Below are 22,246 nucleotides of genomic sequence, written 5' to 3'. Positions count from 1 at the left end.
TGCTAGACAGTTTGTTTCGGGAGGGGCCCCGTTGGATTTCGCCGAGGGGACGGTGTTCGCGGGATATCGCATCGAACGCACACTCGGGTCCGGGGGTATGGGCGCGGTGTATCTGGCGCGGCATCCGCGGCTGCCGCGCAAGGACGCGTTGAAGGTGTTGTCGGCCGAGCGATCCGCGGGTGCGGAGTTCCGGGCGCGATTCCTGCGCGAGGCGGAAGTGGCGGCGCGGCTGCGGCATCCGAATCTGGTGGCGGTGCGCGATCGGGGCGAACAGGACGGGCGGCTGTGGATCGCCATGCAGTACGTGGCCGGGGTCGATCTGTCGCAGCTGATCGGGCGGACCGAGGTCGGACTGGATCCCTTTCGCGCGGTGCACATTCTGACCGAGGTCGCACAGGGTCTGGACGAGATCCATCGGTCCGGGCATCTGCACCGCGATGTGAAGCCCGGCAATATCCTCATTGCCGAAGAGCCGGATCGGCCGGATCAGGTGCTGATCACCGACTTCGGTATCGCCCGTCCCGCTGACGATTCCACCACGCTGGCCGTCGACGGCGGCTTCACCGGCACCCTCGCCTATGCCGCGCCGGAGCAGTTCGAAGAGGGCCGCTTCGATCATCGGATCGATGTGTATGCGCTGGGCTGCACGCTTTTTCACATGCTGACGGCATCGGTGCCGTTTCCGCGGACCAGTACCGGCGCGGTCATCTACGCGCATATGCACGAAGCGCCGCCGCGGCCGTCGCAATCGAATCCCCTGGTGCCGCCGGGCTTCGACGCCGTCGTGGCCAAGGCCATGGCGAAGGCGCCGGGAGATCGTTACCTCAGCTGTGGCGAGCTGGCCGCGGCTGCGCGCGCCGCCTTGACGGCTCCCGGGATACCGCAGAACAGCCAGGACTCTCCCACGACCCGGCCGTCGAGGATCGGACGGCGCACGCGAATTCTGGTGGCGGGCGCGGTGATAGCGCTCGTTGCGGCGGTGGCGGCGGCCGCGGTGATGTACGGGCTCCGTCCCGCCGCGTCCACCGCCGGGCAGGTCGTCTATGTCAGCCCGCAGACCGGGACCACGGAGCCGGGCGAGTGGGGTGTCTACGGTTTCATTCCGCAGGCGTTCCCGGATCTGTTGCCGCCGGTGCCGTTCGGCGCCGGCTATCAGGAGCTGACCTCGTGTGATCCGATCGGCAGCGATATCGAACTGCACGGCTTCTCGGTGAGCGGCCCGGTCGCGGAGCTGGAGTGCGTGGGGAACTCCGATCCCGCGTATGCGGTCAACCTGCAGTGCAATACCGATCGGTCACGGATCTCGCCGAATCTCGAGATCGCGCGCCCGGAAGGTGACGAACCGTGGACACGGCCGTCCGGGACCGGGCATCTGTTCTGGGGTTACGGCGCCGAATCGGGTACGGGAACAACGCTGGACGGTCGTTCGCGGGGAGTGCTGGATCTGTATTTCGATGACCCCAAACGGAACTTCTGCCGGATCGAGGTGCTCGGCATATCGACCACGGGCGCGGAACTGCGCGCGGGGTGGTGGCCGAATGCGCCGCTGTAATCGGATGCTGAGCGCACTGGCCGTTGTCGTCGCGCTGTGCGCGAGTGGCTGTGTGGTGCAGGGGCATCCGGCCGGTGCGTATCCGGATCCGAAGTCGCTGGATGCCGGCGCGTACGGGGTACAGCCGCTCGCTGCGCCGGCCGACGGCAATGAGGGGTACGGCGGGATCCTGGAGTCCGCGCGCCTGGCCGAGGCGCTGATCGATCCGGTCGAGGCCGATCCCGCACTGAAGTTTCCGATCGCCGCCGACGGGGTGATGCTGCTGTCGACTCCGGCGAAGGCGTCGATGCTGCTGGCCCAACCGGCAAGGGCGGTGCTGGCGCGGGAGGGCCTGCTGGCCGGGTGTGCGGTCGGCGGTTCCGATACCGACAATCCCGATTACACGCCCACGGTCGGGCGGGCGAGGCTGCTGTCGGTGGTGATACTCCGCTTCCCGGACGCGGCAGCGGCACAGCGTGCGGCGCAAGAGATCGACTCCGTCGATGCCGCCGTGAATCCGCAGAACGTGTCGGTGCCGATTCCGCAATATGCTGCCGCGCATGCGCATTGGCGGCCGTCGGTGCCCACCCTCGCCGCCACGATCTCCGACGGCGTCTATGTGGTGAGCGTGCTCACCGGGCATACCTCCACCGATTCGACTGCCCTGACCGGATTGGCGCAGAAGGCGTTCGACGCGCAATTGCGCCGCTTGCGGGACTTCGCGCCCACCCCGGCGGACCGGATCTCGGCGCTGCCGCTGGATCAGCAGGGCATGCTGGCGCGCATGGTGCCGGCCGCGCCGCGGCGGTGGCCGTATCCTGCGATCGTCACGGATATGCCGGTGGGCGTCGCGGAGTGGAATGCGGTGGCCCGCAGCGAGGGTGTGGTGTTCGGGCCGCGAGCCGCCTACCTGTGGAACCTGCGCGGGAAGAACCAGCCGATCGATCTCGAGGCCGTCAACGGCATGACCCAGCTGGAACGATTCACGACCGCGGCGGCCGCGCGGCAGCGCTACACCGAGATGACGCAGAAGATCATGGCGGACTCCGCTTTTCACGTCGCCGGGGCGCCGTCGGGGATAGCGGACGCCATGTGCGGGGATCACACCGACCGGGCGGCGGGCACCGACGCCAAGTACGACTGCCGCGTCGTCTACGGCCGCTACATCGCCATGATGCTGGGGCAGAATCCGAAGGTCCTGGCGCAGCGGGCCGCAGCCGAGTACGGGCTGCTCATCACAATGGGTTAGGCGATGTCGGAGATCTTGGAACCGGGCACTGTCTTCGCCGGATACCGTATCGAGCGCGTGCTGGGCCGCGGCTCGATGGGCACCGTCTATCTGGCGGCGCATCCCCGGCTGCCGCGTCACGACGCGTTGAAGGTGCTGTCGCCCTCGCACAGTGGGGATTTCGAGTTCAGCGCCCGGTTCGCGCGAGAGGCCGAGCTGGTGGCGACCCTCGAGCACCCGAATGTGGTCGCGGTGTACGACCGCGGCCTGGAACGCGGATGTCTCTGGCTCGCCATGGGATTCGCCGACGGTATCGACGCGGGCGAGCTGATCCGCCGTCATCCTTCGGGTGTCGAGCCCGCGCGGGCGCTGCACATCGTGCGGGAGGCGGCGCGCGGCCTGGACGAGGCGCATCGGCGCGGACTGCTGCATCGGGATATCAAGCCGGCGAACATACTGCTCGAATCTCGTGGGGGAGAACCGGATCGGGTGTATGTCTCCGATTTCGGGCTGGCCCGGTCGGCCGCGGATGCCGGGACGCTCACCGTCGCGGGTGATCTCGTGCGGAATCTTTCGTTCGCCGCGCCGGAGCTGCTCGCGGGACAGCCGGCCGATCATCGGGCCGATGTCTACGCGCTGGGCTGCACCTTGTTCGAATTGCTGACCGGTTCCGTCCCTTTCGCCGGGACCGGGGCCGCCGCGCAGGTGCGTGCACATATGACGGAGCCGCCCCCGCGGCCGGCGCAGTACGTGCGGGGCCTGCCCGCGGCCCTCGATGCGGTCATCGCCCGCGCGCTGGCCAAGGATCCGGCGCAGCGGTACGAGTCCTGTGGTGCGCTCGCCGCCGCCGCGACAGCGGCTTTCGACACAGGCGCGACAGCGGCTTTCGACACAGGCGCGACAGCGGCTTTCGACGCGGGCGTGGCGCGGCGCACCGGCCGGTGGCGGGGGCCGTCCCGCCGCGCGCAGGCTCTGCTGGCCGCCACGGTCATGGCTGCCGTGGCGGCCGTCGTCGCGGCTTTCCTTGTCCGGCCGCACGATTCGAGGCCCGCGGTCACCACTTCCGCGATGCCCGCGACCACCTCGATCGGGACGACCTCCACAGCGGCGACCTCGACGGTAGCCGGTGTGGGATGGGGTCCGTTCCAGTACATCGTCGATGCGTTCCCGTCGTTCCTGCCGCCGACGCCGGTGGCGAGCGGTGCGCAGGACCTGCGCTGCACTCCGACCAATACCGATGGCAAGAGCACCACGCTGACCGTGTCACCGGATCAGGCGGCCGGCATGACCTGCCGCGGCGGCGGCACGCTGGTGGATGCGCTCTTCGTATCCTGCGATCCGGCCCGCAAGCCGATCGACCAGAGCTCGGACGACGGTGTGACCGTCACCGGGCAGCGGGACTGGCAGCGTTCCACCGGCCGCGGCCGCATCATCTGGGGCACGGGACCGGCGTTGGAGGGTGGGCGCGGCGGAATACTGCAGGTCGTATTCGACGACGCGGCACGGGATTTCTGCCGGATCATGGTGCTGGGCGGCAGCACCGGGCAGGATCTCGTGGACGGCTGGTGGAACTCCGCGCCCTTGTGAAGCCCGGCTCAGCCCTGCGCGGTGGTCACCGCGGTCAGGACGATATCGGAGGCCGGTGCGCCGTCGCCGGAGCCGTCCTTGGTGCCCGCGCCGGCGATATTGGTGAGCACGTCCATACCGGTGGTGATGCGGCCGAAGGGGGTGTAGTTCGGGGGGAGCTGGCTGTTGGCGTAGACGAGGAAGAATTGGCTGCCGTTGGTGTTGGGCCCGGCGTTGGCCATGGCCACGGTGCCGGCGGGATAGGTTGCGCCGGACAGGTTCTCGTCGTCGATGTGGTAGCCGGGGCCGCCGGTGCCGTTGCCTTTGGGGTCGCCGCACTGCAGGACGAAGATGCCCTGGGTGGTGAGGCGGTGGCACTTGGTGTTGTCGAAGTAGTGCTGGTCGGCGAGGAAGACGAACGAGTTGACCGTGTGCGGCGCCTTGTCGGCGCTCAGTGCGACGGTGATCGTGCCGCAGTTGGTGCCGAGGTTCGCGTTGTAGGGCTTGCTCGTGTCGATCGTCATCGGCGGTTCCGAGGCCCATTGCAGAATGTTGGTCTGCGCGGGCGCGGCGGGCATACAGCCGGGCGCATCGGTGTGCAGCGGGGCGGGCGCGGCGGTCGCGGGACCGGCGGTCAGTGCGGCCGCGAGGGCGAGTCCGGCTGCCGCCGCGGCAAGTCCGCGACGTGCCGAATGGTGCGCCTGAGGTAATTCGGTACCGGGTCGCTGCGTGTGCTGGCCGCTGTTCACTGGTGGGAGCCTCCGTCGAGTCACGTGCGTCGGGTAGATGTCGTCGCGCATCCTGCCATGTACCACGGCGGTCGGTACGGTAAACCATACGCAGTAGGACGCGGGCGCGGCGGTTCGTCAGGCGCGGCGGATGCGGCGGTAGGTGGGGAGGGCCGCGGCGGCGGTGGCGAGTCGGTTTGCCACTTCGGCGATCTCGCTATCGCGCAGGGCGGCGACGGTGAGACGCAGGTGATCGGTGTGGTGGTCGGTGACCTCGAAGGGCCCGCCGGGTGCGGCCTTGATACCCGCGGCCGCGAGGGAGATCATGGCCGCGTTCTCGTCGGCGACGGGGAACCACAGATTGATGCCGTCACCGGGTGAGACATGAATCCCCAAGCGGGAGAGCGCTTTTCGCAGGGCGGTGGCGCGGACGCGGTAGGTGGTGCGGGCGTCGGCGACGGTGGCGCGGGCGGTGTCGTCGGCGAGCATGTGCAGCAGGACCCGCTGCAGCAGGCGGCTGGACCAGCCGGGCCCGAGCATGCGACGTTCGATGACCGGGTCCAGATAGGCGGCCGGTCCGCCGACCACGGCCAGGCGCAGGTCCGCGCCGTGGGATTTGGAGTACGAGCGGATGTGGACGGTCCGGGTGGGCAGCCGGCTGCCGAGTGAGCGGACCGGTGTGTGCGCGATGCCGTCGGAGTGATCGTCTTCGATGATCAGGATCGGCGCGCCGGCGAGGGCGTCGGTGAGTTCGCGGACCCGGCGGGCGGTCATGGAGGCGCCGGTCGGGTTCTGGGCGCGTGGCTGCAGCAGCAGCGCGGCGGGTCCGTACCGGGTGAGCGCGTCGGCCACCTGTTCGGGGAGCAGCCCGGATTCGTCCATGCCGACCGGGACCGCCCGCGCGCCGATCCGGGACAGCAGATCGAGAAAGGGCGGAAAGCACGGATTTTCGACCAGCACCGCATCGCCCAGCCGGATGTGCGCGTTGAGCAGGCGATCGACGGCGTCGAGGGCGCCGTCGACCACGGTGAAGCGTTCCGGGCGCAACGGCCAGTCGGCGCGCACGGTGGTCTCGAGGTCCGGCAGCACCGCCTCGCCGAGATAGGTGGCCGAGAGGTCGTCGATGGCGTCCTCACGGGCCAGGACGCGCAGGGCGGCGGTGAGATCGGGCAGGAGGGCCGGATCGGGGGTGCCGCGGGAGAGGTCGATGCGGAAGGTGTTGTCGGACTGGGAGTGTAGCCGCTGGTATCGCCCCGCGACCGGGGCGGCTTGCGCCGCCGTGCCGACGAAGGTGCCGGCCCGGCCGCGGGCCACGATGGCGCCGGTGGCGGCGAGCGCCCGCCAAGCCTGGTTGACGGTGGCGGGGGAGACCTTGAGTTCGCGGGCGAGTTCCCGCACGGTGGGCAGCCGGGTGCCGGGAGCCAGTGCGCCGGAACGGATTCGGCGGCTCACGGCAGCGGCGATACCGGCCGCGGAGCGGTCGTCCAGGGTGCCGGTGAGGCCCGTGTCGGGCGGCCCGAGTTCCGTTGTCACAGGGTTAATTCTGCGTTGGCGACCGGCGTGCAAACGACACCGGCCCCAGGATTTACTATTTCGAAACTGTTTCCGCTGCCTTGTAACACAACAGAATTGGTTCGAAGTGCAGTATAACAAAGCATGGCGATCGTTCGAGCTGCGATGGTTCAGACGAACTGGACCGGTGACAAAGAATCCATGATCAAGGCGCACGAGGACTACGCCCGGCAGGCCGCGGCGGCCGGCGCGAAGGTGATCTGCTTCCAGGAGTTGTTCTACGGGCCGTATTTCTGCCAAGTGCAGGATGCGAAGTTCTACAAATACGCGGAGTCCGTGCCCGGCCCCACCGTCGAACGTTTCCAGGCCCTGGCCCGGGAACTCGGCTTGGTGATGGTGCTGCCGGTGTACGAGCAGGAGCAGTCGGGCCTGCTCTACAACACCGCGGCGGTCCTCGACGCCGACGGCAGCTACCTCGGCAAGTACCGCAAACACCACATCCCGCAGGTGCAGGGCTTCTGGGAGAAGTTCTACTTCCGGCCCGGGAACCTGGGCTGGCCGGTCTTCGATACCGCGGTGGGCAAGGTCGGCGTGTACATCTGCTACGACCGGCACTTCCCCGAGGGCTGGCGGGCGCTGGGCCTGGCGGGCGCGCAGATCGTTTTCAACCCCTCGGCAACCTCCCGGGGACTCTCGGCCTACCTGTGGAAGCTGGAACAGCCCGCCTCCGCGGTGGCCAACGAGTACTTCATCGGCGCCATCAACCGGGTCGGCATCGAGGAGTACGGCGACGACGACTTCTACGGCACCAGCTACTTCGTCGATCCGGAGGGCAAGTTCGTCGGCGAGGTCGCCTCCGACACCGCGCCCGAACTGGTCGTCCGCGACCTCGACCTGGACCTGATCGAGGTGGTGCGCGACCGCTGGGCCTTCTATCGCGATCGGCGGCCGGACGCCTACGGAAAGCTGGTGGAGCCGTGAGCAATCGGGTCTTCATCCACGGCGGCACGGTGGTGTCGCCGACCGGCTCACAGCTCCTCGATGTGCTGATCGACGGCGAGACCATAGTCGCTGTGCTGCAACCGGGTTCGACCGCGCTGGGCGCGGATCTCGCGAGCGCGGCCGAGACCGTCATCGACGCCACCGGTAAGTACGTGATCCCGGGCGGCGTGGACGGGCATACCCATATGCAGATGCCCTTCGGCGGCACCGAGGCCTCCGACACCTTCGAGACCGGCACCCGCGCCGCGGCCTGGGGCGGCACCACGACCATCGTCGACTTCGCGGTGCAGAAACCCGGTGAACGTGTGCAGGACAGCCAGGCGGCCTGGCATGCCAAGGCCGGCGGCAACTGCGCCATCGACTACGGCTTCCACCAGATCGTCGGGGACGTGAACGCCGAATCCCTCAAAGGGATGGCCGAATTGGTATCCGAGGGCGTCACCAGCTTCAAACTGTTCATGGCCTACCCGGGCGTCTTCTACTCCGACGACGGGCAGATCCTGCGCGCGATGCAGTCCGCCGCCGATCTGGGCGCGCTGCTCATGATGCATGCCGAGAACGGCATCGCGATCGATGTGCTGGTCGAGCAGGCGGTGCAGCGTGGGGACACCTCTCCGTACTTCCACGGCGTCACGCGCCCTTGGGAATTGGAGGAGGAGGCCACCCATCGCGCGATCATGCTGGCGCAGGTGACGGGCGCACCCCTCTATATCGTGCACGTGTCGGCGAAGCAGGCCCTCGAGCAGATCGCGACCGCACGGGGCAAGGGGCAGAACGTCTTCGGCGAAACCTGCCCGCAGTATCTCTACCTCTCGCTCGAAGATCAGCTGGGCGCACCGGGTTTCGAGGGCGCGAAATGGGTGTGCTCGACCCCGCTGCGCTCCCGCGAGGAAGGCCATCAGTCCGAGCTGTGGCGCTACATCCGCACCGGCGACGTCACCTCCGTGGCCACCGACCACTGTCCCTTCTGCATGAAGGGACAGAAGGATATGGGCATCGGCGATTTCAGCAAGATCCCCAATGGCATCGGCGGCGTCGAACACCGGATGGATCTCATGTTCCAGGGCGTCAAGGACGGCCGGCTCTCGCTCGAACGATGGGTGGACGTCTGCTGCACCACGCCGGCCCGCATGTTCGGCATGTACCCGCGCAAGGGCATCATCAGCCCCGGCGCGGACGCCGACATCGTGGTGTACGACCCGAACGGGCACACCAGCATCGGGCTGGGCAAGACCCATCACATGAACATGGACTACTCGGCCTACGAGGGCTACGAGATCGACGGCCACGTGGACACCGTGCTCTCGCGCGGTCGCGTGATCATCGACGGCGGGCAGTATCTGGGCCGCGCCGGGCACGGCCGGTTCGTGAAACGCGAACTGTCGCAGAACCTCATCTGATGTATGGATCGGAGTGTGCCGCATGGATATCGGTGTAGTGCTGCAATGCACTCCGCCCGCGTCCCGCGTGATCGAGTTGGCGAGAATCGCGGAGACGCACGGGTTCTCGCACGTATGGACGTTCGACTCGCACCTGCTGTGGCAGGAGCCCTACGTCATCTTCAGCCAGATCCTCGCCGCCACCCGCAAGGTGGTGGTGGGTCCGATGGTGACCAACCCGTCCACCCGCGACTGGACGGTCACCGCCTCCACCTTCGCCACCCTCAACGATATGTTCGGCAACCGCACCATCTGCGGTATCGGCCGGGGTGATTCGGCGGTGCGCACGCTCGGCGGCCGTCCGGCGACGGTGGCGGAACTGCGCGAATCCATCGGCGTGATCAGGGAACTCGGCAATGGCCGCAGCGCCGAGATCGGCGGCACCACCGTCCGGTTCCCGTGGGCGCAGGCGTCTCGACTGCCGGTGTGGACGGCCGGCTACGGGCCGCGCGTCCTGGATCTCACCGGGGAGGTGGCCGACGGATTCATCCTGCAGCTCGCCGACCCGGACATCACCCGCTGGACCATCGCCCGGGTGCGCGGCGCCGCGGAACGCGCCGGGCGGGATCCCCGGGATGTGAAGATCTGCGTGGCCGCACCCGCCTATGTCACCGACGGCAGTGCGGCGGCGCTGGAACACGCCCGGGAGCAGTGCCGGTGGTTCGGCGGGATGGTCGGCAATCACGTGGCCGATATCGTCGCCAAATACGGTGCGGACAGCGAGGTTCCGGCCGCGCTGACCGAGTACATCGCGGGCCGGCGGGGCTACGACTACAACCAGCATGGACGGGCGGGCAATACGCACGCCGACTTCGTGCCGGACGCCGTCGTGGACCGCTTCTGCCTGCTCGGATCGCCGGACGAACAGCTGGCCCGGCTGCGTGAGCTGGAGGAACTCGGCGTGGACCAGTTCGCCGTGTACCTGCAGCACGACGCCAAGACATCGACGCTGGAGGCCTACGGCGAATCCGTGCTGCCGCGGCTGGCGCATCCGGTCACCGCGACCGAACACACGGCGGCTCCCGTGGCCGGGACGAATTCCACCGAGGCGGCGAGCACGACATGACCGCCGCAGTACAGCGCCCGGTCCCCGACGGCGGGCCGGGCGTGGAATCTCTTGTGCCGGAACCGGCTTCTCTTGTGCGCCGGGCATTCACCACCGGTCGCCGGGCGAGCGGATTGATCTACCCGATCGCTGCGCTGGTACTGCTGCTGGTCGTGTGGGAACTGGTGAAGTTGCTGGTGCCCGCGAACGGCGTCAGCATCGGGCAGCAGCGGGTGCTGCCGCGCACCGATGACGGCGCGCTCCCGCACGTCTGGAATGTCCTCACCGTGCTGGGGGAGTCCGACGGCCGTACCACCGTCGGCGCCACACTGGTCCGGACCGGTTGGTTCACACTGGAATTGGCCCTGCTCGCGCTGGCCGTGGGCACCGTGGTCGGGGTGGCGCTGGCCGTGCTCATGCAAAGGTTCGCCTGGGTGGAACGCGGGCTGCTGCCGTATGTGATCGTCTCCCAGACCGTTCCGCTCATCGCGCTGGCCCCGCTGGTGGCCGGGTGGGGCGGGCGGATCGTGATCGCGGGGCAGCCGTGGCAGCCATGGATGTCCATCGTGGTGATCGCCTCGTACCTGGTGTTCTTCCCGGTGGCCATCGGCATGCTGCGCGGACTGCAGGCGCCGTCGCAGGCCTCGGTGGAACTGCTGCACAGCTGCGCCGCCGGCTGGTGGGCGACACTGCTGCACCTGCGATTGCCCGCGGCGGTCCCGCATCTGCTGCCCGCGCTGCGGCTGGGCGCGGCGGCCGCGGTGGTCGGCTCGGTGGTGGCGGAGATATCCACCGGCACCGCGGGCGGTATCGGCCGCCAGATCATAGTCTTTGCCCAGCAGTCCACCGGTAATGCCGCGCGGTTGTATGCCGCTGTGCTGACGGCCGCACTGCTCGGGCTGGTGCTCACCACGCTGGTGTCACTGGCCGAGCTGGCCCTGCGCCGGTACAGCCGGCCCGCCGGCGTTTCCTCAGGAGGTTCCCGTTGACCGTCGAGACATCGCGCGCCGGAGACGGTGTGGCAGCAGCGGATTCGACGCCCGCGGTCGAACTGCGCGAGCTGGGCAAGGTATTCACCGCGGGCCGGGTCACCGCGCTACAGGACGTGTCGCTCACGGTGGCGGCCGGGGAATTCGTCTCCCTCATCGGACCGTCGGGCTGCGGTAAATCCACGCTGCTGCGCATCGTCGCCGATCTGGAACAGCCCACCACGGGAACCGTTGTGGTGCACGGCAAGACCGCCCGGCAGGCGCGCCTGGACCAGGACTACGGCATCGCCTTCCAGCAGGCCGGGCTGCTGGATTGGCGAACCGTGCAGGAGAACGTGGAACTGCCGCTGCAACTGCACGGCGTCGGCAGAAAGGAACGGCGGCAACGCAGTGCCGAACTGCTGAGCATCACCGGCCTCACCGACTTCGCCCAGCGTTTCCCGGCCGAACTGTCCGGCGGCATGCAGCAGCGCGTGGCCATCGCCCGCGCGCTGGCGCGCAAACCGCCACTGCTGCTCATGGACGAGCCCTTCGGCGCGCTCGACGAGATGACCCGCGAACGCATGCAGGGCGAACTGCTGCGCATTGCCGGGGAGACCGGCGCCGCAGTGCTTTTCGTGACCCACTCCATTCCCGAGGCGGTGTTCCTGTCGGACCGGGTGGTGGTCGTATCGCCGCGTCCCGGCCGCATCACCGCGGTGCTCGGGACCGGTGACCGGGGACGGGACAGCGAGGACGATGTCCGTTCCAGTGACGAGTTCTTCGCCTCGGTCGCCGCGGTCCGCGCGGCGCTTCATGAAGGGCACGACAGCGTGTTGTCCGAGGGAAAAAGCAGCGCAGCCGAATCCGTGGCAGGCCGGGACGTGCGATGAGAAGACTGCTCCACACCTGGCTGCCGCCGGTGGTTTTCGGCATCGTACTGGTCGCGCTGTGGCAGTTCGTGACGGTGGTGGGCAAGGTGCCGTCGTTCCTGCTGCCCTCGCCGTCCTCGATCTGGAAGGCATTGTCCGACAACTTCGATGCGGTCACCCGGGCCGCGCAGGCCACGGGTGTGAACGCGCTCATCGGGCTGCTGGTCGGCGCGGTTCTGGGTATCGCCGCGGCGATCCTGGCCGTGCGGTTCCGGGTCGTCGACGGTGTGCTCGGCGCGCTGGCCATGGGCGCGGCGGCGGTGCCGATCGTGGCGCTGGCCCCGCTGCTCAACTCCATGTACTCCACCACCACCGATCTGCCGCGCCGGATGGTGGCCACCATCGTGGTGTTCTTTCCCGTCTTCGTCAGCACCACACGGGGATTGCGTCAGGTACCGCAGGTGCACGCCGATCTCATGACCCGCTTATGCGGCGAGCGGCTGGCAGGTCACCCGTACCGTGCGGCTGCCCGCCGCGCTGCCGCACCTGTTCACCGGTCTGCGGATCGCCGCGCCCGGTGCGGTGATCGCGGCCCTCATCGCCGAGTACTTCGGTGGGCTGCAGCACGGGCTGGGCAGTCGCATCACCTCGGCCGCCGCCGCTACCGCCTACCCCAGGGCCTGGGCCTATGTCACCGCCGCCATGGTGCTCGGTCTGCTGTTCCTGGCCGTCGTGCTGCTGCTCGAGCAGCTCACCCGTCGTCCCCGCACTACCTCTCGGAGAACGAAATGAGATCCACCGCACGCCGTTACCGCTTCCGGGCCTGTCTCGCGGCGGCCGCCCTGGGCCTGGCCGCCCTCACCGGATGCAGCACCACCGACAATTCCTCGACGACCACCGCCAACGGTCTCACCAAGGTGAAGCTGCAACTGCAATGGTTCAAACAGGGCCAGTTCGCGGGGTATCTGGCCGCGCTGGATCAGGGCTTCTACAAGGAGCAGGGCCTGGACGTCCAGATCCTGGACGGCGGAACGGATATCGTGCCGCAGACGGTGCTCGCCCAAGGGCAGTCGGATTACGCGGTCGCCTGGGTGCCCAAGGCGCTGGCCTCGCGCGAATCCGGCGCCGGCATCACCGATGTGGCGCAGATCTATCAGCGTTCGGGTACCAAGCAGATCTCGTTCAAATCGCAGAACATCACCGCGGCTGCGGAGCTCAAGGGCAAGAAGGTCGGAAACTGGGGCTACGGCAATGAATTCGAACTCTTCGCCGGTATGACCAAGGCGGGTCTCGACCCTGCCAAGGATGTGACCCTGGTGCAGCAGCAGTTCGATATGAACGCCTTCCTGAACCACGATATCGATGCCGCGCAGGCCATGTCCTACAACGAGTACGCGCAGGTGCTGGAGGTGAAGAATCCGGCCACCGGAAAGCTGTACAGCCCGGACGATTTCAATCTCATCGACTGGGAGTCCGATGGCGTGGGCATGCTGCAGGACGCCATCTGGGCCAATTCGGCGAAACTGAAGGATGCCAAGTATGCCGATCAGACGGTGAAATTCATTGCGGCCTCGCTCGAGGGCTGGGCGTTCTGCCGCGACAATCTCGAAAAGTGCCGGGACATCACGGTCGCGGCCGGGTCCACGCTCGGGGCCAGTCATCAGGAGTGGCAGATCAACGAGGTGAACAAGCTGATCTGGCCCGCACCCGACGGGGTCGGCACGATCAACAGGGCCGCGTGGGATCACACCGTCCAGATCGCGAAGACCACCCGTAATCAGGAGGGTCAGACCGTGCTGACCAAGGATCCCGATGCCGATGCCTACACCAACGACTACGTCGTCAAGGCGTTGGTGCTGCTGAAGGCCCAGGGCGTGGACGTGACCGGCGCGGGGTACACGCCGAAGACCGTGACTCTCACCGAGGGCGGCAAGTAAGGACTCACGGACTCTCGGCCGGATTCACAGGGAAAACGGCCCCGAGAGCTTTGTGAATCATGCATGCTTCAGATGTTCGGCCCATCGAGTTCGCGCGGGACTCGATGGGCCGACCGTTGTGGCGGGTCGCTCAGCGCAGCAGGTCCGGGATCATCTCACGGGTATCGGGGACGAACGGCCAATCCGGATCCGCCAGATGCGCGCGCAACTCGTCGTCGGTCCACCACCAGCCGTCCACGATCTCCTCCGGCTGATGCCGGATCGGACCGTCGTAGCGCACCTCGTACGCGAACAGATGACAGCGCATCGGCTTGCCCGCCCACATCCCGTCCCAGGCCGCGCTGACCAGCGGCAGCGGCGGCTCGTCCTGCGGGCCGACCTCGATACCCAGCTCCTCGCCGAGCTCCCGCAACGCGGCCACGGCCGGATCCTCGCCCGGGCCCACCACACCACCGGCCAGGCAGTCGTGCATGCCCGCGAACACGGCCTTGGTGTCGGTGCGTTTGTGCACATAGACGCGGTCCCCGTCGCGGGAACGCACCAGCACGCCCGCACTGGCATGCCAGATGCCCCGCGCGTACACCACCGCACGCTCCTCCGCGCCGATCTCCCGGCCCGCGGCGTCGTACACCGCGATCAGCTCCGACATGGTGGTGAGCGCTCCTTCCGGCCCGCCGCCCGGACAGGCGGTCTCCTCTGCACCCTAACGATGCGGGGTTTCCGCCGACCATCCCGGGCGCACCCGCGGCGACGGCGGCGTAGCCTCTGGGACGCAACCGTTTTCATCGGAGAGGACGAGGCCATGCCGCTGCCGCAGACCCTGGCCAAGATCAATCGGCGGGTGTCCAACCCGGTGCTGGGCGTGTTCGCGCGCTTCGCACCCGGATTCGGCATCGTCATCCATCACGGGCGCAAGTCCGGCCGCGAATACCGCGCCCCGGTCATGGTGTTCCGGCGCGACGGCGGCTACCGCATCGCGCTCACCTACGGGCCGAAGGTGGACTGGCTCAAGAACATTCGGGCCGCGGGCAGCTTCGATTTCGAGACGCGCGGACGCGTCGTCACCCTCACCGACCCGGTCCTCGGGCACGACGCCTCCGCGTCCTGGGCGCCGCCGGGCGTGCGGCAGGTGCTTATCGCACTGTCTGCCGAGTACTACCTGCAGGCCCGCCCGGAGAACTGAGCCTCAGTGCAGGTGCAGGCGGATGATCACCGCGCCCTGCTGCCAGCTCTGATACGCGTCGGCCTTGTTCGGATTACCCGCCGCGTCGAGGCCCACGCCGTTGAAGCCCGCCCACTGCTTGTTGTCGCGGGCGAGCACCTCCGACAGCCGCACCACCGACTCGCTGTCGCTGACCACCTCGGCATCGGCGGCACGCCGGCGCGAGCCACCCAGCGACACCTGCACCGGAACGTCCTTGCGGATGTTCTTCACCCACGGACGCAGGGCGGTGCCCACCAGCAGATCGCCCTCGTGCCGGGTATAGGCGACCGGCACCTCGTACACCTTGCCGGACTTGCGCCCGACCACGTACAGCACCAGCAGGCGCTTGCCCACCTGCTCACCGACCACCGGAATCCGCAGCAGTACGCGGATGACCCGGTTGAGGGCGCCTTGATACGAGTGGATCGGCTGCGGCCCGCTGGTCGACGGGGTGCCGTAGGGGTTGGATTCGGGGGTCTGATCGGACATGCCGGCCTCCTTGGCTGAAATGCGTTGCACGGCATCGTGATACCGATCGAGTATAGGTCGGTACGCGCCGGTCGGCCGGACCCCCGGCCCGACCGGGTACATTCACCGATGTCCGGAGCAGTATCCGCCGCTCCAGGAGCACACCGGTGACCGACGTGGTTGATCTTCCGGCTCGACCAGGTTCGTCCGGCAGGCATGCCGCGCCCGAGGCACGGCCGCCGCTGTCCCGGGGCGCGATTCTCGCCGTCGCCGGCCCGGGCTGATTCCGTTCTTCTGGCTCGCGGTGGCCGCGACCGGTCCGGTGTTCGGGCCGCGTGAGCTGGTCCGGCGGCCGCTGTTGTGGCTGGGCGGGGTGATCGTGGTGGCGGCGACGGTGCCGGAATTGCTCTGGCAGCACCGGCACGATTGGCCGCAGCTGGAGATGGGCCGCGTCATCGCCGGGGAACAGGGGATCATCGGCGGCAAGGTGTTGTTCGTGCCGATGGCCGTCATGCTGGCGGGCTATCTCGGCTCGGTGCTGCTGCTCTGGGGGCTGTGGGCGCTGTTGCGCTGGGTCATGATCGGCGCGGGCGCGGTGGCGGTGGTGGCCACGGCGGAACGGGTGAAACCGGTGTGGCGGCGGGTGCTGGTGGCGGGCACGGCGGTGCTGTCGCTCGCCGCAACGGTTTTCGTCCTGTATGCCACCCCGTGGCGGTCGGCCGGTGACGTCCATCCGCCCAAGGACGATGCCGAGGCGGCCATCAATATCGGCACCTACGGCTCCTTCGGCTGGCACGAACTCACCGCCGAGGTCGTGCACGACTACGACGCGTTGCCACCGCCGGAGCGGGCGCACGCCGTGATCATCGCCGACACCTATTGGCAGGCAAGCGCTCTGGACCAGCTGGGCCGCAAGCAGTTGCCCCCGATCTACAGTCCCAGCCGCGGTTTCGGCTACTTCGGCACCCCGCCCGACGATGCCACCGCGGTGCTCGCCGTCGGCGGCTACGAGGCCGTGCTGCGCACCCAGTTCGACCACGTCGACGCGGTCGGGAAGGTCGATTCACGGCTCGGCTTCTCCGGCAATACGCAGAACGTCACTATCTGGAGATGTACGGGCCAGAAGAAGCCGTGGGCGCAGGTGTGGCCGAACTGGATGCACCTCTGACCGCGGTCCGGCGGCGCCGATCGTGCAGCATGACCACCGTCGAGGGGCCCTCGCCGAGCTGATAGCGCTCCACCGCGGCCGCCAGATCCGGTAGGGGAGCGGTCAATTCGTCGCGCAACCGGCCCTGCACGCCCAGCTGGCACAGCACGCCCGCGGTGGACAGGATGGTCCGGCCGATCGGCGTGTACTCCGGTGGCGACTTCAGCTGGCGGCCCACATTCGACAAGGTCGGCTGCGTCGCGTGCAGGACCCGGGCGCGCAGCCAGCGCATGGTTATGTGCACCACCGGCTCCAGGAACAGCTCGCGAATCGGATCGATCAGCTCCACCAGCGCCGCGATATCGAAATCCCGTTCCGGCGCGACGAATCCGTGCCGGCGCAGGCTGCTCTCGAGATCCGCGTCGGTGCCGTTGAGCGCGGCCTCACCGATATCGCCGACCACCGCGGGAAATTCGGGCGGGATCGCCGAGCAGGCGCCGTAGTCGACGACGCCGATGCGGCCGTCGCGCATGACCCGGAAGTTGCCCGGATGCGGATCCGTGTAGAGCAGGCCGGTGCGCGCGAAACTCGACATCACGAAGCGCAGCACCAGGATTCCGACCCGGTTCCGCTCTTCCTGAGCGCCCGACTCGATCACCCGGGTCAGTGGGATACCGTCCACCCATTCGCTGATCAGCACATCGCCCTGCTGGTGAATCAGCTCGGGGACGAAGAAATCCGGATCGTCGGCGTACTCGGTGTGGAAGGCCCGCTGGTTGGCGGCCTCCGCGGTGTAATCGAGTTCGGCGCTGATGCATTCGGAGAAGGCCTCGGCCGCGGCGCGCATATCCATGCCCGGTGCGAAGACCGTGCCGATCGGGGCCAGGCGGCGCAGCTGTTCCAGATCGGAGTGCACGGCCTCGCGGGCGCCCGGATACATGAGTTTCACGGCGACCGTGCGGCCGTCGTGCCAGCGCGCCCGGTGCACCTGCCCCACCGAGGCGGCCGCACTCGCGCGTAGATCGAACTCCTCGAAGCGGTCCCGCCAGTCCGGGCCCAGGCTCGCGGCCATGGCGGCGCTCACCGTGGCCGGCAGCATGGCGGGTGCGGAATCCTGCAGCTTGCTCAGCGCCTCCCGATAGGGTTCGCCGAGCGCGGGCGGCAGTGCGAGTTCGTAGAGCGCCAGGATCTGGCCGAATTTGGCTGCGCAGCCCTTGAGTTCACCGAGCACCTCGAACATGTGCTGGGCGGTGCGTGCCTGGATGTCGAGTTCGACCTCACGGGCGGATTTGCCGAGGGCCCGCTGTACCGGCCCGCCCGCGCGGCGCGCGGCATAGGCGACGGGGAGCGCGACGATCTTGGCATTGCGTACGGCGGTGCGGGTGGGGGGTTGTCCGACGGTGTCGGAAACGGTGCGGCGGCGCAGTCTTCGGAATCCCTGGCGCGGTTCGGGCATCGATGACCTCCGAGATCGAGTGTCTCAGTGTGTCATGCGGCTGATCTATTCGGATAGCCTCAACTCATGGCCTGATGTGTCTCAGACAATTACAGTGGAGGGTGACCGGATGGTGCGGGCGGCAACGGGGCTGCCCGGACTGTCCGAGTCGAAAGGTGATGATCATGAACGAGCACGTGGGCCCGGTGGCGCTGCGCCCGCGCGAGGTGCACTTCGACTTCTCGCACTCGCCGCTGCACTGGATACCGGGCGAACCCGTTGCCTCCCACGCCATCTCCGGCCTCAACCTGATCCTTCCGCTCGGCGAGCGCGGCTTCGTGGAGATGTTCCGCCGCGCCCTGCCCTACGTCACCGATCCCGAACTGCGCGAACAGATGATCGGCTTCATGGGACAGGAGGCTCAGCACGCCGAATCCCACAACCGCGCCATCTGGGAAGTCCTGCAGCGCCACGGCATCGATCCCGAACCCATCCTGACCGAGGCGGAATACCTGTTCGACCGCGCCATCCAGCGTCTGGACACCCTGCCCGAACAGCTGCGGCACCGCGTCGTCGTGCAGATGCTGGCCGCCATCGCCGGGGTGGAACACTTCACCGCACTCGGCGGCGACTGGATTCTCAACCAGGACTTCGAAAGCCTCGAAGCCGATCCCGCGATCACCGACCTGTTCCGCTGGCACGGCGCAGAAGAGGTCGAACACCGCAGCGTCGCCTTCGATGTCGCCCGCTACTTCGGGGCCGGACGGCCCCGGCTGGTCACCATCTACCTCGGGGCGAGCGCGGGCCTGCCGCTCGGGCTCATCGCCGTCGCCTGGTGGCTGGTCCGGCAGGACCGGACCATGCGGAACATGGGGCCGGTCAAGGTCTTCCGCGAGATCAACAGCGCCATGCGGCGCGGGGTACTGCCGCGCTGGCGGCTGATCGGGGACGGCTTCGCCTCCTTCATCCGCGCAGACTACAACCCGGAGGACACCGGCGACACCGCCCAGGCCGTCGCTTACCTGGCGAAGTCGCCCGCGGCGAAAATGGCGCACGCTTCATGACCCGGGCACCCGAACTCCAGACCATCGAGGGCCGCATCGCCGAAATGCGTGCGCGCGGTGTGCCACCCGCGTTCTGGGCGCCGCTGCGGCACGATCCGCTGCTGCGGCTGGCGGACAAGCTCATCGCACCCGGCGCGCGGGTGCTGGCATGGCTCTCACCGCACGGCACACCCATCGCCTCCCCTGCGGGTATTCACACCCGGCAGCTCGTGCTCGTGGAACGCGAGGTGGTCGCCGCCGATCAGGATGTGGTGAGCTTCGTGTTCGCGCATCCACAAGGCGCGGTACTGCGCTCGTGGCGGCCCGGCGCCCACCTCGACGTGGTGCTGCCGTCGGGTTCGGTGCGGCAATACTCGCTGTGCGGCGACCCGGACGATCCGTTCCACTATCGGATCGCGGTGCGGCGCATACCCGGTGGTAGCGGATCGATCGAACTGCACGACCAGGTGTGGCCCGGTGTCCGGATCGGAATCCGCGGACCGCGCAACGCCTTTCCGCTCACCCTCACCGGGCACGACTTCGGCGCCCGCCGGATCCGGTTCATCGCCGGCGGTATCGGCATCACCCCGATCCTCGGCATGCTGCGGGCAGCCGAACGCGCGGGCGCCGACTGGTCGATGATCTACACCGGCCGGCATCGGGATTCGCTGCCGTTCCTCGACGAGATCCTGCGGTACGGCAGCCGGGCGACCGTGCGCACCGATGACCTGCACGGCCTGCCCACCGGTGCGGACCTGGTCCCCGACCTCGACGCGAAACAGGCTGTGTATGTGTGCGGTCCGCCGCCATTGCTGGACGCCGTGGCCGCCCGCGTGGTGACCACCCCGCACATCGAATTCCACCACGAACGCTTCTCACCGCCACCAATCCACGACGGGCAACCCTTCACCGTGCAATTGGGCTGGGGCGGAAAGATTCTCGACGTACCCGCCGACCGCACCCTGCTGTCCGTGGTCGCCGAGGCCGAACCATCGGTCGCCTACTCCTGCCGCCAGGGCTTCTGCACTACATGCAAGGTGCGGGTGCTGATGGGGGCGGCCGATCACCGGGACACCGTGCTCAATGACGCGCAGCGGTCGCAGGGGGACATGCTGATCTGCGTCTCACGCGCGGCGCCCGGTGCCCGGCTGGTCCTGGATCTACCGAGCTCGCTGCGGTAGATCCGGGACCACCGGTGGGAAGCTCCGGTCGTCAGCGGGCCAGGGCGGCACGGGCCGCGCCGAAACGCAGCAGGGACGGCGGAGTCAGGCGGGTGCCGTAGTAGGCGGCCCACGCCTCGGGAGTCACCGGGACGACGGCGCTGTTGCGTTGCACGGCACGGACGATAGCCTTCGCCACCTTGGACGGGGGATAGCTGCGCCAGCGGTACAGCGTGTCGAACAATTGCTGCCGGGCCTGCTCCTTCTCGCTGTCGACGCCCGAGAACTCGGTGGTACGAACGATATTGGTGTGCACGATGCCGGGGCAGACGGTGCTCACGCCGATGCCGTCCTTGGCCAATTCCGCGCGCAGGCAGTCGGAGAAGGTGAACACCGCCGACTTACTGGTCGAGTAGGCGCTGAAACCCTGCTGCGGGGTGTAGGCCGCCATGCTGGACACGTTCACGATGTGACCGCCCGTCCCGCGGTCGGCCATCAAGCGGCCGAAAGCGCGCGAACCGTGCACGACCCCGAAGAAGTTGATGTCCATGACGCGCTTGAAACTCTCGCTCGGCGTGCGCAGGAACGGTGCGGCCTGGCCGATACCGGCATTGTTGACGACCACATCCGGAACGCCGTGCACCGCGGCCACCTCGTCGGCGTGCGCCTGCACCGCGGCCTCGTCGGCGACGTCGAGGCGATACGGGTAGGCGAGGCCGTCGAATTCGGCGATGAGGGTGGCGGTTTCGCGCACGGCCGCCTCGTCGATATCGGAGATGACCAGTTCCGCGCCCGCGCGGGCGAAGGCGAGGGCGGTCTCGCGGCCGATGCCCGAACCCGCGCCCGTGACCACCACCAGGTGATCGTCGAAGGGCCGGGGTCGCGGCCGGCCCACCTCGGCGCGGCGCAGTTCACGCGACGGCTCGGCGCCCGATACCGCGTCGATGAGCTGGATCGCGGCGCGGGCGAGCACCTGCGGATGCGAATACGGCACCCAGTGGCCCGCTTTCAGGTCACGTCGCCACAGCTGGTCGGTCCACTCGGATTCGTCGGCGTAGACCGCGGGCCGCACCGCCGGATCGTAGGCGGGGACGATCAGCTGCACGGGCACCTTGGTATGCCGGTCGCGCGCCGAGAACACCTTGCCCACCACCAGGTTCGCGCGATAGATCTTCAGGCCGTTGGCGGCGTCCGCGGTGAAGCTGTCACCCAGGGTGACCTGCTCGAACGGTGTGCCCTGCGCCAATCGCAGGCCGAGGCGGAAGGTCTGCTCGCGCAGGCCGAAACGCACCAGCGCGGGTGTCACCGGGGCCATGAAGGCGAATTGGTAGGCCACCGAGGCCAATTGCGCCAGCGGTCCGGCGAGATTGAACGGGGTGGGGCGGGCGAAACGCTTCCGGGCCCAGCGTCCGGCGTGATCGAGATTGGGGCCCGAGACGGAAGTGAACGAGGCGATGCGGGTTTCGGCGTCGGGTTCGCATACGGCATCCCAGACTGTTACCGACCCCCAGTCGTGGGCGAGGACGTGCGCCGGCGCGTCCGGGCTCACCGCATCGAGCACGGCGAAGAAGTCGGTGGCCAGCTCCGGAATTCGAAATGCCTGGTAATCGGGCGGATTCGTGGACTGCCCGTGCCCGCGGGAATCGTAGGTGACGACATAGAACCGGTCCACCAGATGCGGAACGACGTTGTCCCACAAATGGTGTGAATCGGGCCAGCCGTGTACCAGGACGATGGTCGGGCCGTCCAGCAGGCCTTGCTCGAAGACTGCGAGTTCGATATCGCCGTTGTGTACGGTGCGCTGCCGGGGTTCGGTGAGTACCTGCGGCTGAGTGCGTTTCGTCCGCCGTGCGGGTCTCTTGGGGGTGCCGGGTTTCCCGGTGTCGGCTGTCTCGGCTCTGGTGTCGGTTCGCGGCGCCACTGCTGCTCTCCCTCTGTCTCGGACAGTTGTGGAGTTCAGC

At 68.2% G+C, this 22,246-nt stretch carries 20 protein-coding genes; 14 read left to right on the top strand and 6 right to left on the bottom strand.

What is annotated here, in order from left to right; all coding sequences use genetic code 11:
* Positions 1-31 precede the first annotated feature (31 nt).
* Genes ACIP5Y_RS27005 through ACIP5Y_RS26995 form a run of 3 tightly spaced genes read left to right on the top strand, consistent with a single transcriptional unit; the run spans position 32 to position 4,346 of the window.
* Positions 32-1,552, top strand: a complete 1,521-nt coding sequence (locus tag ACIP5Y_RS27005; protein WP_400354091.1) for a serine/threonine-protein kinase — start codon at positions 32-34, stop codon at positions 1,550-1,552.
* Complete coding sequence (locus ACIP5Y_RS27000; RefSeq protein ID WP_400354089.1) at positions 1,539-2,780, top strand: hypothetical protein; 1,242 nt, start codon at positions 1,539-1,541, stop codon at positions 2,778-2,780. The genes ACIP5Y_RS27005 and ACIP5Y_RS27000 overlap by 14 nt, the downstream gene beginning before the upstream one ends.
* Positions 2,781-2,783: 3 nt before the next feature.
* Positions 2,784-4,346, top strand: coding sequence for a serine/threonine-protein kinase (locus ACIP5Y_RS26995; protein WP_400354087.1), 1,563 nt, complete (start codon positions 2,784-2,786; stop codon positions 4,344-4,346).
* An 8-nt stretch (positions 4,347-4,354) separates the two neighbouring features.
* On the opposite strand, the gene ACIP5Y_RS26990 is transcribed toward ACIP5Y_RS26995, so the two are convergent.
* Together ACIP5Y_RS26990 and ACIP5Y_RS26985 are read right to left on the bottom strand one after the other, a co-directional pair.
* Positions 4,355-5,074, bottom strand: a complete 720-nt coding sequence (locus ACIP5Y_RS26990; RefSeq protein ID WP_400354085.1) for a peptidylprolyl isomerase — start codon at positions 5,072-5,074, stop codon at positions 4,355-4,357.
* Positions 5,075-5,191: 117 nt separating this feature from the next.
* Positions 5,192-6,586 carry a PLP-dependent aminotransferase family protein gene (locus ACIP5Y_RS26985; protein WP_400354083.1) on the bottom strand — a complete coding sequence of 465 codons (1,395 nt, stop codon included), beginning with the start codon at positions 6,584-6,586 and terminating at the stop codon, positions 5,192-5,194.
* A 123-nt stretch (positions 6,587-6,709) separates the two neighbouring features.
* On the opposite strand from ACIP5Y_RS26985, the gene ACIP5Y_RS26980 reads away from it, so the two are divergent.
* The 7 genes from ACIP5Y_RS26980 to ACIP5Y_RS26950 all read left to right on the top strand — a co-directional run bounded on the left by ACIP5Y_RS26980 (position 6,710) and on the right by ACIP5Y_RS26950 (position 13,828).
* Positions 6,710-7,546, top strand: coding sequence for a nitrilase-related carbon-nitrogen hydrolase (locus ACIP5Y_RS26980; RefSeq protein ID WP_400354081.1), 837 nt, complete (start codon positions 6,710-6,712; stop codon positions 7,544-7,546).
* Complete coding sequence (gene hydA, locus ACIP5Y_RS26975) at positions 7,543-8,967, top strand: dihydropyrimidinase (RefSeq protein WP_400354079.1); 1,425 nt, start codon at positions 7,543-7,545, stop codon at positions 8,965-8,967. The genes ACIP5Y_RS26980 and hydA overlap by 4 nt, the downstream gene beginning before the upstream one ends.
* Positions 8,968-8,989: 22 nt before the next feature.
* On the top strand, positions 8,990-10,072 hold the full coding sequence (locus ACIP5Y_RS26970; RefSeq protein ID WP_400354077.1) for a TIGR03842 family LLM class F420-dependent oxidoreductase: 1,083 nt from the start codon (positions 8,990-8,992) through the stop codon (positions 10,070-10,072).
* The gene (locus ACIP5Y_RS26965) at positions 10,069-11,040 is read left to right on the top strand and encodes an ABC transporter permease (protein WP_400354075.1); all 972 of its coding nucleotides are present in this window, start codon (positions 10,069-10,071) and stop codon (positions 11,038-11,040) included. Before ACIP5Y_RS26970 ends, ACIP5Y_RS26965 begins: the two co-directional genes overlap by 4 nt.
* Complete coding sequence (locus tag ACIP5Y_RS26960; protein WP_400354073.1) at positions 11,037-11,912, top strand: ABC transporter ATP-binding protein; 876 nt, start codon at positions 11,037-11,039, stop codon at positions 11,910-11,912. The genes ACIP5Y_RS26965 and ACIP5Y_RS26960 overlap by 4 nt, the downstream gene beginning before the upstream one ends.
* Before the next feature lie 498 nt (positions 11,913-12,410).
* Entirely contained in the window at positions 12,411-12,683 is a 273-nt protein-coding gene (locus ACIP5Y_RS26955) for an ABC transporter permease subunit (protein WP_400354071.1), read from the top strand.
* Positions 12,680-13,828, top strand: a complete 1,149-nt coding sequence (locus tag ACIP5Y_RS26950) for an ABC transporter substrate-binding protein (protein ID WP_400354069.1) — start codon at positions 12,680-12,682, stop codon at positions 13,826-13,828. The genes ACIP5Y_RS26955 and ACIP5Y_RS26950 overlap by 4 nt, the downstream gene beginning before the upstream one ends.
* Positions 13,829-13,958: 130 nt before the next feature.
* On the opposite strand, the gene ACIP5Y_RS26945 is transcribed toward ACIP5Y_RS26950, so the two are convergent.
* Positions 13,959-14,477 (bottom strand): NUDIX domain-containing protein, encoded by a 519-nt coding sequence (locus tag ACIP5Y_RS26945; RefSeq protein WP_400354068.1) that lies wholly within the window; start codon positions 14,475-14,477, stop codon positions 13,959-13,961.
* Between the two features lie 153 nt (positions 14,478-14,630).
* On the opposite strand from ACIP5Y_RS26945, the gene ACIP5Y_RS26940 reads away from it, so the two are divergent.
* A complete protein-coding gene (locus ACIP5Y_RS26940; protein WP_400354066.1) occupies positions 14,631-15,011 on the top strand; it encodes a nitroreductase family deazaflavin-dependent oxidoreductase in 381 nt (126 codons plus the stop codon).
* A 3-nt stretch (positions 15,012-15,014) separates the two neighbouring features.
* Here the strand turns inward: ACIP5Y_RS26940 and ACIP5Y_RS26935 are convergent, their stop codons facing one another.
* Positions 15,015-15,521: a nitroreductase family deazaflavin-dependent oxidoreductase gene (locus tag ACIP5Y_RS26935; RefSeq protein ID WP_400354064.1), complete on the bottom strand. Its 507-nt coding sequence runs from the start codon at positions 15,519-15,521 to the stop codon at positions 15,015-15,017.
* Positions 15,522-15,804: 283 nt separating this feature from the next.
* Here ACIP5Y_RS26935 and ACIP5Y_RS26930 point away from each other — a divergent pair, with 283 nt between their 5' ends.
* The gene (locus tag ACIP5Y_RS26930; RefSeq protein WP_400354063.1) at positions 15,805-16,668 is read left to right on the top strand and encodes a hypothetical protein; all 864 of its coding nucleotides are present in this window, start codon (positions 15,805-15,807) and stop codon (positions 16,666-16,668) included.
* On the opposite strand, the gene ACIP5Y_RS26925 is transcribed toward ACIP5Y_RS26930, so the two are convergent.
* Positions 16,601-18,103 (bottom strand): ABC1 kinase family protein, encoded by a 1,503-nt coding sequence (locus ACIP5Y_RS26925; RefSeq protein ID WP_400354061.1) that lies wholly within the window; start codon positions 18,101-18,103, stop codon positions 16,601-16,603. The genes ACIP5Y_RS26930 and ACIP5Y_RS26925 overlap by 68 nt on opposite strands.
* A gap of 164 nt (positions 18,104-18,267) precedes the next feature.
* Between ACIP5Y_RS26925 and ACIP5Y_RS26920 the strand changes: the two genes are divergently transcribed.
* The gene (locus ACIP5Y_RS26920; RefSeq protein WP_400354059.1) at positions 18,268-19,146 is read left to right on the top strand and encodes a metal-dependent hydrolase; all 879 of its coding nucleotides are present in this window, start codon (positions 18,268-18,270) and stop codon (positions 19,144-19,146) included.
* Positions 19,147-19,190: 44 nt separating this feature from the next.
* On the top strand, positions 19,191-20,306 hold the full coding sequence (locus ACIP5Y_RS26915; protein WP_400355823.1) for a PDR/VanB family oxidoreductase: 1,116 nt from the start codon (positions 19,191-19,193) through the stop codon (positions 20,304-20,306).
* Between the two features lie 31 nt (positions 20,307-20,337).
* Here the strand turns inward: ACIP5Y_RS26915 and ACIP5Y_RS26910 are convergent, their stop codons facing one another.
* Entirely contained in the window at positions 20,338-22,206 is a 1,869-nt protein-coding gene (locus ACIP5Y_RS26910) for an SDR family oxidoreductase (RefSeq protein WP_400354058.1), read from the bottom strand.
* Positions 22,207-22,246 lie beyond the last annotated feature (40 nt).

The organism is Nocardia sp. NPDC088792 (assembly GCF_044750615.1).
GTDB lineage: Bacteria > Actinomycetota > Actinomycetes > Mycobacteriales > Mycobacteriaceae > Nocardia.
This window is presented reverse-complemented; position numbering and strand designations above follow the sequence as displayed.

Coding starts and splice junctions, on each gene's coding strand:
- ACIP5Y_RS27000 (WP_400354089.1), top strand. CDS start 1,539: ATGCGCCGCTGTAATCGGATGCTGAGCGCACTGGCCGTTGTCGTCGCG.
- ACIP5Y_RS26995 (WP_400354087.1), top strand. CDS start 2,784: ATGTCGGAGATCTTGGAACCGGGCACTGTCTTCGCCGGATACCGTATC.
- ACIP5Y_RS26980 (WP_400354081.1), top strand. CDS start 6,710: ATGGCGATCGTTCGAGCTGCGATGGTTCAGACGAACTGGACCGGTGAC.
- ACIP5Y_RS26970 (WP_400354077.1), top strand. CDS start 8,990: ATGGATATCGGTGTAGTGCTGCAATGCACTCCGCCCGCGTCCCGCGTG.
- ACIP5Y_RS26965 (WP_400354075.1), top strand. CDS start 10,069: ATGACCGCCGCAGTACAGCGCCCGGTCCCCGACGGCGGGCCGGGCGTG.
- ACIP5Y_RS26950 (WP_400354069.1), top strand. CDS start 12,680: ATGAGATCCACCGCACGCCGTTACCGCTTCCGGGCCTGTCTCGCGGCG.
- ACIP5Y_RS26945 (WP_400354068.1), bottom strand. CDS start 14,477: ATGTCGGAGCTGATCGCGGTGTACGACGCCGCGGGCCGGGAGATCGGC.
- ACIP5Y_RS26940 (WP_400354066.1), top strand. CDS start 14,631: ATGCCGCTGCCGCAGACCCTGGCCAAGATCAATCGGCGGGTGTCCAAC.
- ACIP5Y_RS26935 (WP_400354064.1), bottom strand. CDS start 15,521: ATGTCCGATCAGACCCCCGAATCCAACCCCTACGGCACCCCGTCGACC.
- ACIP5Y_RS26925 (WP_400354061.1), bottom strand. CDS start 18,103: ATGCCCGAACCGCGCCAGGGATTCCGAAGACTGCGCCGCCGCACCGTT.
- ACIP5Y_RS26920 (WP_400354059.1), top strand. CDS start 18,268: ATGAACGAGCACGTGGGCCCGGTGGCGCTGCGCCCGCGCGAGGTGCAC.
- ACIP5Y_RS26915 (WP_400355823.1), top strand. CDS start 19,191: ATGCGTGCGCGCGGTGTGCCACCCGCGTTCTGGGCGCCGCTGCGGCAC.